We start from the raw sequence: 11,926 nt of genomic DNA, 5'->3' as shown, positions 1-11,926 counted from the left end.
ATATTCATGTATACATATCAGATATGCAGATAGTTCATGCATTTCATGGTGAGAGCTTTGGCATCCTCGTTCTTATGCTGGCCGAGGTATTCTAAAGTGCATACATAAAGGAAAGCCGTGATGGGGACAAAACGGCGTCCTTTATGAAAATTTCCCCAGAGCAGGAGCTTTTGATATATTTTTTCGATATCATCAACCGTCAGATTGTATTTCTTGATAATGCGGCGCAGCTTCCAATCCTTTTGGCAATAGTCATAGATATCGTCAATGAGCTTTTGGTTATGCAGATCGTTCCGATAGGTTTCAATCAGGTGGCTGTTGATATTGGAACGCTGCACACTATGATACATTTCCAGCAGAAAAATAATGGATAAGATAGCTATCAGGAGCATAAAAAAGTAATGCATGGCTGTCACCTCGTTAATGTCTTTCTATGCTAGTTTAGCATAGTTTAAGGCAAATTTCGAGGGTTTGACAATACAATAGAAAACTGTTATGATTACAAACATCTCACTTTGAGGGATGAAGGTGAGAGGCTGAATATAATTTACTGTAAGGTTTTGGGATTAGAAAAGGAGACATTTTATATGAAAAATCTTGAATGGTGTGATCTGGCTGAGCGTTTCTATGCTTTCAAGACGGTGGCGGATCGTCTGGGCTTTTATGTGCCGGAAACGGCTGGCATGGAAGTGAGCCTTTATGAGTGCCGTCCGTTTGTAGCTGATGCAGAGGTGGCAGGCAAGGTTCGTACGCTGGGTGAAGGCAAGGCTCCGCGGTTTGACCTCAGTGAAATCATGGGGAGCGCACAGACTCCGGTGTATGACGACAATGATGAATTGGCTCACGCTTAATTTTTCACTGATTTAGCATGGATAAGGCACGCAATGTGTGGTATAATTCATACGTTGCGTGCTTTTTTCTGTTTATACAGACAGTACGGCAGATCATTATGGGGGTAGCAAGGCTATGTCCATGTAATATAGGCGGTGTTTCTCATTAGTAAGAAGGAAGTAACAAATGAAAATAAATCCAGTAAGGGAGAATCTTTCCTGAAGGGAACGTTTATCCTGACGGTTGCCGGGTTTGTGGTCAAGGTCATCGGTTCACTGAACTGGATTTTTGTATCCCGTATCCTGGGCGGCGAAGGTATTGGTCTTTATCAGATGGCGTTTCCCATCTATTTCTTCGCCATGACGGTATCTCAGGCTGGTGTGCCGGTGGCTATTTCCATCATCACGGCGGAGCGGGTGGCTTTGAAGGATATCTATGGCGCCAAGCGGGTGTTCCATATATCCATGGCTTTAATGCTGGTGACGGGCCTGTTCTTTTCTTTCATGACTTATTTTGCGGCAGACTGGCTCATTGACTGGCAGTTTGTCCGGGATGCCCGTGCTTATAAATCCATTGTGGTACTGGCGCCAACGGTGTTCTTCGTAACGCTTCTGGCCAGTTCCCGCGGTTATCTGCAGGGCTGGCAGCGCATGACGCCGACGGCGGTCTCGCAGATCGTGGAACAGATCTTCCGCGTCATCACGATGATCCTGCTGGCAGAACTGCTCCTGCCCTGGGGACTTGATTACGCATCTGCCGGTGCGTCTTTAGGTGCTTTGGCCGGTGCGGTGACAGGCCTGATGGTGCTTGTTTACTTCCATTGGAAGCTGGACAAGGACATTGAGCGGGATTATGGTCATGACCTGCAGCCGCTGCCGGGGACGGAAGCGGAGTCTGCCTGGTCAATCATCTCCCGTATTTTCAAGCTTTCGTTGCCGGTATCGGCTGCCAGCATCATGCTGCCGGTGGTATCGAACCTCGATCTGATGATTGTGCCGCAGCGCTTGGAGGTGGCGGGATACAGTGTCAATGAAGCCACGGAGCTTTTCGGTTATCTGACTGGTATGGCGGTGCCGCTCGTGAATCTTTCCTGTATCATCACGGCGTCCATGGCCATGAGCATTGTGCCGGCTATTTCCGAAGCCCGGGCGCTCAAGGATATGAAGCGTGTCTATAATCAGACGGCGGCTTCTGTGCGTATTTCCAACTTTGTCTGCTTCCCGGCTTTTGTCATTGTCTTTGTGCTGGCAACGCCGATTGCCTCTCTGATCTACAATGCACCGGGGGCTGGGCCAGCCGTGATGATTTCGGCTGTGAGCATCATCCTGCTGGGGCTGCATCAGGTATCCACGGGTATCCTGCAGGGCCTGGGTCATCCGACCATCCCCATGGTGAATATGATACTGGCGGCAGTAGCCAAAGTCATCCTGAACTGGGAACTTACGGCAATCCCTTGGCTGGGCATCATGGGTGCAGCCTGGGCAACGGCGGCGGATATGGGTGTAGCTGCCATCATCAATCTGATTTTCATCTATAAGTTCATTGGCTATCGCATGGAGATCCCGCAGCTTTTGAAAACCATTGTAGCGGCAGTGGTCATGGCGGCAGCGGTGTATTTCTTCTATGACTTTACCATGGCCTGGTGGCAGATTGGTGCCATCTCGACCTTTGGCGCAGTCATTTTCGGCTGTGCCGTGTATATCGCGGTGATGCTCGTGATTGGCGGTTTGAAAGAGGATGATCTGCAGCGCATGCCAATGATTGGCCGTGTGGGTATCAAGTTCCTGCGCAAGATTGGCGTATTCAAGGCGGAAGGAAAACAGGAGGCGTAAACATTGAAAAAGCTGGTGCTGTTCTATAACCCGGTTTCGGGCCATGCAGCCTTCAAGAATAAGCTGGACTGGATGGTAGAAGCCTTCCAGAAGCGGGGCATTCTGTTGCTTTTTTATCGGACGAAAAAAGAGGGCAATGAGGATTTCGTGGATTTCCTGCGTGAGGTCAAGCCTGATGGTGTCCTGGCGGCAGGCGGTGACGGCACTGTGCATGAGTGCGTCAACCTGCTGGTGAAACATAAGCTTGATCTGCCCATGGGGATTATCGGCAGCGGCACTTCCAATGATTTTGCGACATACCTCAAGATCAATGAGGATATGGAAGCCTATTTTGATAAGATTGCCGCCGGTTCCTGCCGCCGTATGGATGTGGGCAAGGTCGGGAATCAGTATTTCATCAATGTGGCCAGCGCTGGCATGATGGCCTGCATTGCTCACGAGGTCGACCGGCGGCTGAAGAATTCGTTGGGTAAGATGGCCTATTATCTGAAGGGGTTAGGCGAGATTCCCAAGTTCCGCTCGGTGCCTTTGGTCATTACGGCTGATGGCGTCAAACATGAGCTGGAGGCCTTTTTGTTCGTCGTCATCAACAGTGCCGTGGTAGGCAGCATGAAGAATGTGGCCACAGGCATTTCCGTAGAGGATGGCAAGCTCGATCTTTTGGCCATCAAAAAATGCGGTGTCCATAAACTTATGGCAATCACCGCAGATCTGGTGGCCGGTCATCCGGTCAATGAAAAGGATGGCGTGCTGCATTTGCAGGCTAAGGATTTCCGCATCGAGACTGAAGGCGAGCTGCCCAGCGACCTCGATGGTGAGGAAGGGCCAATGTTGCCACTGACGATTGAGACCATCCCGCAGGCTGTAGCTATCTATTGCTGAATACAGGCGATTGTTGGAAGTCATTGCGATCGGCAGCGGTCTGACAAGTCAGATTGCGCAGTTCTGTGGCAATGGTGTCCAAACTTAACATTTGTTCGAACGGCGTGAGGTCAGCTTTTGCCCCGCGCCGTTTGTTTGTATTCAGGTATTGGCTGGTTTTGGTGATTAGGGGAATGGAGCTTTGCTGCTTGATATCTTTCAACAGTTTTTTCCCCTGGGAGCTGGCTGCCAATAAACGGGCATAGAGAGGTCCTGCCTGGTCAAACAGCGCCATGCTGCCCTTGTCTATGTCCAGCAGCAGGTAGAGCAGGGTTCGGGCAATGCGGCTGGCAGGGTAACGCTTGGTGGTGACAGCCTTTATGAGTTTCTGCCAGTCCGATGCCTTTTGGGCCATGTCAAGAATGCGGTTCTCAAGGCCTTCGTTGATGCCGTAGATATTTTGCAGGCTGGAGAATGAGCTGGTCAGGAGTTTGGTCTGCAAAGGCAGATAAAGCCGGTTCATATCAGGAAGCTGGCTGGCTGAAAGCTGGCGGGTTGCCTGATAAGTGGCTGCTGGCAGGACACTGGCTAGATCTGCAACTGTTTCCTGATATAAGGCTTGCCGGATGGCGGTCGCACTGGCCAGCGGGCCATGGATATCCGGCTCGTGGTAACCGGCTCCTTGTCGGGGAATAAGCAGGGGCTTGATGGAGGTGGGCAGCCGGTTCAGGCTGCGCAGGTATTCAATGGCCAGGATATTATTGGGCTGCCGGATCAGTGTAGCGGTATTTTCGTCATTGCCTAGCACTGCACTGATGGCCTGGGCATAGGACAGCCCGTTGGCAATCTGCTGATGAAGCTGCTTTTGGAAATCCTTGTCGTCCAGCTGGCTGGCAATTGCCTGAAGCTGGGCAAGATTGTCGCTTTCTGCGCCAAAGGCCAGCTGGCTGACAATGCCCAGCCGTGCCAGAAGTGCTGCTCCGCCCTGGGCAAAGTCCTGGGCACTGCGGCAGGCAAAGGCAAAGGGCAGTTCCAGGACAAGGTCGCAGCCACTTTCAACGGCACACTGTGCCCGCTGCCATTTGTCCAGAATAGCGGCCTCCCCCCGTTGGGTGAAACTGCCACTGATTACCGCGACAATCAGGGAATCGCGATGCTGCCTGATCTGGTTTATTTGATAGAGATGCCCATTGTGAAATGGGTTGTATTCGGCGATGATACCGGTGATTTCCATACGCTGGCCTCCGTTTCGATTCTTGTCCTTAGTTTAACATGGTTTGACCGGTCAGAAAAGTGTTGAGCCAGGACGAAAAATATGATATGGTAGTAGGCAGTAAAAAAAAACATAGTGACTTTATAGGTTTTAAGAGGTGGATAGATAGTGGAGAAGAAGATAGCAGCCGTAGCCATGAGCGGCGGCGTGGACAGTTCCCTGACGGCGGCATTGCTTTTGGAACAAGGCTATGAAGTGTTGGGGATAACGATGCTTTTGACAGAAGAAGGCCGCAGTGAGACCGTTGATGTGGCCGCTGGCGAGGAACCGGACAGTGTGCGGGATGCCAGGAAGGTAGCAGACGCATTGGGCATCCGACATTATGTGGCGGACTTCCGGCAGGAGTTTCAGAAGAATGTCATTGATTATTTCCTGAACGAATATGCCAGGGGGCGTACACCGAATCCTTGCGTCATGTGCAATCCTTCGATGAAATTCGGCCTGCTGCTGGATAAGGCCAGGGAACTCGGTGCAGATTTCCTGGCTACAGGCCACTATGCCCGCGTTAGCCAGCTGGCTGATGGCAGTTATGTGATAAGAAAAGGCTTGGATGAGCATAAGGATCAGTCCTATGCCTTGCATCGCCTGCCCCGTTCGATATTGAAGCATATCTTGTTGCCGCTCGGCGATATGACCAAGGAGCATGTGCGGGAATTGGCTGAGAAGATCGATTTGCCGGTGGCCCATAAGGCAGAGAGCCAGGAAATCTGCTTTGTACCCCATGATGATTACAAGGCTTTCTTGCGCAAGCATAAACCAGAATGCCTGCATAAAGGCAATATCGTCAATGATGCTGGCGACGTGTTGGGACGGCATGAGGGGGTGCCTCTTTACACCATCGGGCAGCGTAAAGGTCTGGGAATCGCAGCTCCAGAACCACTCTATGTGCACAAGCTGGATATGAAGCGCAAGGAAGTCGTGGTAGGAAGTAACAAGCAGGTCTATGCTCAGGGATTGTTGGCCAGTGGTGCCAACTGGGTGTCCATTGATGAGTTCAAGGAGGGTATGGAATTTGGAGCCAAGATCCGCTATGGTAAACGGGAGGCACAGGCAAAGCTGTCCATGCAGGATGACGGATTGCTGCGTGTGGAATTCGCTGAGCCGCAAAGAGCGGTGACGCCTGGCCAGTTTGTGGTATTTTATGACGGTGATATATTAGTGGGCGGCGCGATGATTGAACGGACGCTTTGACATGTAAACAGGCCATTAAGATATAAAATAGTAATTGACAGGAAAAACGCACAGTTGACCTGTCAATTTTTCTATTCCTGTGGTAAAATAGAATTGATATACTGTGTGGAAGGTGGGCCGCTTATGGATTTTCGCCGGGATCTTTTCGCTGGGGTGACCATGGCGATGGCGTCGCTGGCAACTTTTGTGGCGGTGGCCAGTATGTTGCAGCTGGCTGGTATGGATTTTGCGGCAGGATTTACAGCCTGTGTGTTGTTGGCGTTGGCAGGAATGCTGTTGGCGGCATGGCGTGGCCATGGCATTGTACTTGTGCCTTCCCTGACGGTGACCGGCTATCTGGTATTTATAGCGGCTGTTTCCCATGGCTTAGGCTGGCGGGGAATGCTGGCAATCTCTTTTTCTGCGTCTTTGTTGGGCGGGGGGCTTTGGTTCTGCTGGCCTGGCGCTTTCAAGAAAGGGCTGCCGGATTTCTGGCTTTGGGGCTTGAAATTGGCCTTGGCTGTATTCCTGATCGCTTTAGGCTTGAAAATGGGACGTGTGGTCATTACCTCTCCTTGGCAGGTCACTATGCTGGGAGATGCGGCAGACCCTTTGATGTATTGGAGTCTTGCAGGGATCTTACTTACATTGGTTCTGCTGGCGGGCAAATGGCAGGGGGCTTTATTTACCGGTATGATGGCAACCGGGCTGATTACTTTTGTGGAAGGCTTTTGGGTGATTCCAGAGGCTCCTTGTCTGCTGCCGGAGGGCTTGGACAAGGTGGCAGGACAGTTAGCCTGGCCCGTTGCTGGTGATGCTGTTTTTTTCTGGGTGACGGTCCTGAGCTTGCTGGTGATGCTGAGTGCAATCCATGGTGCGGTTTGGGCCGCTTGGGAAGATGCGGCGAAAATCCGGAAAGGGGTTAGCTTCCTGTTTGCCATGGGGAGTGTTGCTGCGCTATGCGGAGTTCCGCCCCTGGTTGTTTCACCGGTATCAGCGGTCAAGGACGAGGCAGTAGATAAGCGGCGGGCTGCGGTCATAGCGGCAGCAGTTCTTGCGTCAGCTTTGTTTTTCGAGCCTGTGATAGCGGCGCTGGCGGATTTTCCCGCTTTGTTGGTACCGGTTTTGACGGGCTGTGGTGTCAGCCTCTTGTTGACAGCTTTGCAACAATGTCCTTTGGCAGAGGATGAGGCGGTCAAGCGGGCAGAACTCCTGACTGTCATGATACTGGTCCTGTTGCTGCCTTTGACGGGGAATTTAGCCACTACTGTGGGAGCGGCTATCTTCGGTTATGTGCTGTTTATGAGCGCAATCGGCAGAGTCAGGCAGATCGCTGGCCTGTTTTGGTTGCTGGGTGGCATTTTTGTGCTGTATTTTATTTATGGAACATTGAATTGAGAATTAAGGAGTGTACGATTGGTGTTTTTTGACCGTTATGCGAGGATTGTTATGGCGGGCTTGCTCATAGGCGGCCTGACGATGGTGATGTCCCCCAGTGGGGAAGCGCGCCATTTGGCAGCGAAACCAGAGATGGAGACAAAGGTGGATACAAACCATTCTCTGAATATGGGGGGAAGCTCCCGTACCGTGGAGCGGGGAGCACAGAGCCTGGAAAACCGTGTGGATGCCATTCTGCAGACACCGGTAGAGCGCAAGACTGCCAATATGTTCAAGGTGCCGCAGACGGTATCCGTTTATGATGATTCGATTATTGGCACAGCGCTGGCTAGTCAGGAACAATGCGTAAGATATCTGTTGAGTGTCAATCCCAATCCGAATATTTCCGTATCACCGAAGGAACTGGTGGCTTATTATTATGAGGAAGGCGCACGTGAGGGAATTCGTCCGGATGTGGCCTTTGCCCAGGCTTTGAAGGAGACGGGATTTTTCCGTTATGGTGGCACGGTAACGCCGGATCAGAATAATTATTGTGGTCTGGGGACAACCAGCGCGAATGTGAAAGGGGCATATTTCAGCTCCGCACAGCTGGGGGTGAGGGCGCAGATCCAGCATCTGCTGGCCTACGCATCTACGCGCCAGCCATCGGAACCTGTTGTCGATCCGCGTTATGCACTGGTGCGCAGCACCTATGGGACGCAGACTTTGTCCAGCTGGGCAGATTTGAATGGCAGATGGGCTGTGCCTGGGAATTCCTACGGTCAGAGCATTATGAGTATGTTTAGGGATATGTTGTCCCGATAAAATAGATGGAGGATTTGTTTGATTTATGATTACGACTAACAATGTGAGTTTGCAGTTTGGTAAGAGAGTCCTTTACAAGGATGTGAACCTGAAATTTACGCCGGGGAATTGCTATGGTATCATTGGCGCTAATGGTGCTGGTAAATCCACTTTCTTGAAGCTTTTGTCCGGTGAGATCGAGCCGACCGGCGGTAACATTGAGATTACGCCGGGTGAGCGTCTGGCTGTGCTGCAGCAGGACCACTATGCTTATGATGATTATGAGGTGTTGCGCACGGTTATCATGGGGCATAAGCGTCTGGTGGAAATCATGGACGAGAAGGATGCTCTCTATGCCAAGCCGGATTTCTCGGAGGAAGATGGTATGAAGGCTTCCGAACTGGAAGCTGAATTTGCCGAACTCAATGGCTGGGACGCAGAATCTGAAGCTGCCCGTCTGCTGAATGGCCTGGGCATTCCCGAAGCTGAGCATACCATGAAGATGGCTGACCTCACGGCGAAAGAGAAGGTGCGTGTCCTGCTGGCACAGGCCCTGTTCGGCAATCCCGATATCCTGCTGCTGGACGAGCCGACCAACCATCTCGATGTGGAATCCATCAATTGGCTCGAAGACTTCCTGGCTAATTTCGAGAATACGGTTATTGTCGTATCCCATGACCGTCACTTCCTCAATCAGGTCTGCACCTATATCTGCGATGTGGACTTCGGTGCCATCCAGCTCTACGCCGGCAACTATGACTTCTGGTATCAGTCCAGCCAGCTGGCCCTGCAGCTGCAGAAGGAGCAGAACAAGAAGGCCGAGGAAAAGATTAAGGAACTGCAGAACTTCATTGCCCGCTTTGCAGCGAATGCGGCGAAGTCCAAACAGGCTACGAGCCGCAAAAAACTCCTCGATAAGATCAAGGTGGAGGACATCAAGCCGTCTTCCCGCCGTTATCCGTACATTGCCTTTACGCCTGACCGCGAGGCTGGTGACCAGCTGTTGCAGGTGGATGGCATCTCCAAGACTGTCGATGGCGAACAGGTCTTGAAGAACGTCAGCTTCACGTTGAAGCGCGGCGACAAGGTGGCTTTCGTAGGCCCCAACAGCATCGGCAAGACCATGCTCTTCAAGATCCTCATGGGCGAGGAAGAGCCGGATGAAGGTACTTTCAAATGGGGGGTGACCACGACCCAGAGCTACCTGCCGGCAGATAACTCCGCTTATTTCGATGGTGTGTCCCTGTCCCTCGTGGATTGGCTGCGCCAGTATTCCAAGGACCCGGATGAAACCTTTGTGCGCGGTTTCCTGGGGCGTATGCTGTTCTCTGGTGAGGAGAGCTTGAAGAAGGCTTCCGTACTGTCCGGTGGTGAGCGCGTGCGCTGCATGCTGTCCAAGATGATGCTCTCTGGTGCCAACGTCCTGTTGATGGATGAGCCGACCAACCATCTGGACCTGGAATCTATCACAGCTCTCAATAACGGCCTGATTTCCTTCGGTGGGACAGCTCTGTTCGTTTCCCATGACCATGAGTTCGTGCAGACCATTGCCAACCGTATCATTGATATTACGCCGGACGGCGTGGTTGACCGTGTCACTACTTATGATGACTTCCTGGCCAATGAAACCGTAAAACAGCAGTTGGCAGAGAAATACGGCAAAAACAAGTAAAAGACGTACAACCAAAGGAGCCAGTGCGATGCTGGGACAGTTCTTTAAAGTAAAAAATGAAGATGTCGGTACTGCCAACCGTTTGAAGGAAATGGTGGCAGTGCTCCGCAATCGGGATGTGGTCAGAGGCGTAACGCCGATAAAATTGCGGCAGATCCTGGAAGACTTAGGCCCTACTTTTGTCAAATTGGGGCAAGTCATGAGTATGCGCCCCGACTTTTTGCCACCAGAATACTGCGATGAACTGATGAAGCTGCAGTCTGAGGCAAAGCCCATGCCGTTCAAGACGATTTTGGCTGTGATTGAGAAGGAATATAATCGGCGCTGGAATCAGGTCTTTTCCTATATCGATGAAGAGGCAATCGGTTCAGCCAGTATTGCGCAGGTTCACCGGGCTGTCCTTACCACTGGTGAAAAAGTGGTGGTCAAGGTACAGCGGCCGGGAATCTATGAGATCATGAGCAAGGATATCGTGCTCCTGAAACGGGCAGCGACCTTGTTGAAGGTGGTCAGCCGTTCACAGGATGTCATTGATTTCAATATGGTTTTGGACGAGATGTGGACCATTGCCAAACAGGAAATGGATTTCCTGATGGAAGCCGATCATATCGAAGAGTTCACGCATCTGAATCGGGACGTGGATTATGTTACCTGTCCTAAAGTCTATCGTAATCTTTCGATGCAGCATATTCTGGTGATGGAATTTGTGGATGGCATTTGTATTGATGATTTTGCAAAGCTTAGGGAACGCGGCTATGATATCAATACATTAGGGCGCCGTCTGGGTGAAAACTATGTGCGGCAGATCATCGAGGATGGTTTTTTCCATGCCGATCCGCATCCTGGTAATATCTGGATTCGCAATGGCCGCATTGTGTGGCTGGATTTGGGAATGATGGGACGTCTTTCCACGCGTGACCGGGCAGCGATCCGCAAGGCGGTATATTCGCTGGCCCATCATGATACCTTTGAAATGAAGTCGGCTGTGTTGTCCCTGGGGATTGTCAAGGGAAAAATCAATCATACGGCACTCTATCAGGATATTGATGCTATGCTGGCTCAATACAGCAGCCTGGACTTCAGTGAGCTGCAGATGGGGGTACTGACCAGGCAGATCATGAATCTCATGCGGGTGCACCACATCACCTGTCCACAGGGATTATCTATGTTTGCCCGGGGCGTACTGACCGTAGAGGGAGTCATGCGGCTGTGCTGTCCCAAGGTCAGCTTTGTTGAGATTTTTGCCCGCAGCCTTGCTGTGGATTATAAAAAGAATTTTGACTGGAAGGATGAATTGGAAAAGGCCAAGCAGGAGGGCTTGATGCTCCTGAAAAAGTCAGCCCAATTGCCAGAACAGATTTCGGATATCCTCAAGATGACCATGAGTGGCCAGACAAAGGTGAATCTGGATGTAACGGGGTCGGAAGAACCGTTGCGCCATATTGACCGTATGATCAACAAGGTGATCCTGGCCCTGCTGGTGGCGGCCTTGCTTTTGGGATCCAGCACGATCTGTACGACGCAGATGACTCCCAAGATCATGGAGATACCGCTGTTAGGTTTTTTGGGATATTTGATTGCTTTTATACTTAGCTTGAGAATTATTTGGGAAATCCATAAAGAACCATAAATGGGAATGGCCCAAGGGAGCATGAGGAGGAATGACAAATGAGAGGTATTCGTGGAGCAATTGTCGTAGGGGAGAATAAGAAGGAAGAGATCTGGCAGGCGGCGAAAATGCTACTATCCCAGATCTTGCGGCGCAACAAGGTGAAGCCGGAGGACATTGGCGCCTGCATCTTCAGTTCGACCAAGGATCTGACCGCTGGTTTCCCGGCTACTGGTGCACGGCAGATGGAGGGATTCGATAAGGTTCCCTTATTTGACTCTGTTGTCCCGGAAGTAGATGAGTCTATGGAGCGCTGCATCCGCGTGTTGTTGCTGGTTGATACGGATCTGAAACAGGCAGAGATCCAGCATGTATATATGGGCAAGGCACAGGAATTGCGCCCGGATTTGCGGAACTTCTGAGTTTCGTTGTTTGAAAACGTAATTATATATAATCGTTTATTAAAACATCATAAAAGAAATTAATGGAAAATGGTC

Annotated in this window: 11 protein-coding genes; 9 read left to right on the top strand and 2 right to left on the bottom strand. The window is 51.1% G+C overall.

The genetic code is table 11. The features are described from left to right. Positions 1-17 precede the first annotated feature (17 nt). The gene (locus BUB68_RS06580) at positions 18-407 is read right to left on the bottom strand and encodes a hypothetical protein (RefSeq protein ID WP_073089305.1); all 390 of its coding nucleotides are present in this window, start codon (positions 405-407) and stop codon (positions 18-20) included. A 180-nt stretch (positions 408-587) separates the two neighbouring features. Here BUB68_RS06580 and BUB68_RS06575 point away from each other — a divergent pair, with 180 nt between their 5' ends. The 3 genes from BUB68_RS06575 (at position 588) to BUB68_RS06565 (ending at position 3,545) form a co-directional block, all read left to right on the top strand. Next, on the top strand, positions 588-851 hold the full coding sequence (locus BUB68_RS06575; protein ID WP_073089303.1) for a hypothetical protein: 264 nt from the start codon (positions 588-590) through the stop codon (positions 849-851). Positions 852-986: 135 nt separating this feature from the next. Beyond that, positions 987-2,663, top strand: coding sequence for a putative polysaccharide biosynthesis protein (locus BUB68_RS06570; RefSeq protein WP_073089301.1), 1,677 nt, complete (start codon positions 987-989; stop codon positions 2,661-2,663). 3 nt (positions 2,664-2,666) lie between these two features. Beyond that, positions 2,667-3,545: a diacylglycerol/lipid kinase family protein gene (locus BUB68_RS06565; RefSeq protein ID WP_073089298.1), complete on the top strand. Its 879-nt coding sequence runs from the start codon at positions 2,667-2,669 to the stop codon at positions 3,543-3,545. On the opposite strand, the gene BUB68_RS06560 is transcribed toward BUB68_RS06565, so the two are convergent. Next, positions 3,532-4,758 (bottom strand): nucleotidyltransferase, encoded by a 1,227-nt coding sequence (locus BUB68_RS06560; protein WP_073089296.1) that lies wholly within the window; start codon positions 4,756-4,758, stop codon positions 3,532-3,534. The genes BUB68_RS06565 and BUB68_RS06560 overlap by 14 nt on opposite strands. Before the next feature lie 147 nt (positions 4,759-4,905). On the opposite strand from BUB68_RS06560, the gene mnmA reads away from it, so the two are divergent. The 6 genes from mnmA (at position 4,906) to aroH (ending at position 11,851) form a co-directional block, all read left to right on the top strand. Next, positions 4,906-5,988, top strand: a complete 1,083-nt coding sequence (gene mnmA, locus BUB68_RS06555; RefSeq protein WP_256625809.1) for a tRNA 2-thiouridine(34) synthase MnmA — start codon at positions 4,906-4,908, stop codon at positions 5,986-5,988. Positions 5,989-6,091: 103 nt separating this feature from the next. Continuing rightward, entirely contained in the window at positions 6,092-6,145 is a 54-nt protein-coding gene (locus BUB68_RS15790) for a KxYKxGKxW signal peptide domain-containing protein (RefSeq protein ID WP_081371894.1), read from the top strand. A gap of 1,271 nt (positions 6,146-7,416) precedes the next feature. After that, positions 7,417-8,169, top strand: coding sequence for a glucosaminidase domain-containing protein (locus BUB68_RS06545; protein WP_073089397.1), 753 nt, complete (start codon positions 7,417-7,419; stop codon positions 8,167-8,169). 25 nt (positions 8,170-8,194) lie between these two features. Continuing rightward, a complete protein-coding gene (locus BUB68_RS06540; protein ID WP_073089292.1) occupies positions 8,195-9,820 on the top strand; it encodes an ABC-F family ATP-binding cassette domain-containing protein in 1,626 nt (541 codons plus the stop codon). A 28-nt stretch (positions 9,821-9,848) separates the two neighbouring features. After that, the gene (locus BUB68_RS06535; protein ID WP_073089290.1) at positions 9,849-11,450 is read left to right on the top strand and encodes an ABC1 kinase family protein; all 1,602 of its coding nucleotides are present in this window, start codon (positions 9,849-9,851) and stop codon (positions 11,448-11,450) included. A gap of 38 nt (positions 11,451-11,488) precedes the next feature. After that, entirely contained in the window at positions 11,489-11,851 is a 363-nt protein-coding gene (gene aroH / locus BUB68_RS06530; RefSeq protein ID WP_073089288.1) for a chorismate mutase, read from the top strand. Positions 11,852-11,926 lie beyond the last annotated feature (75 nt).

This window comes from Pseudoselenomonas ruminantium (assembly GCF_900142515.1).
Taxonomy (GTDB): domain Bacteria; phylum Bacillota; class Negativicutes; order Selenomonadales; family Selenomonadaceae; genus Selenomonas_A; species Selenomonas_A ruminantium_D.
Note: the sequence above shows the minus strand (reverse complement) of the source record. Positions and strands in the feature narration are given on the sequence as shown.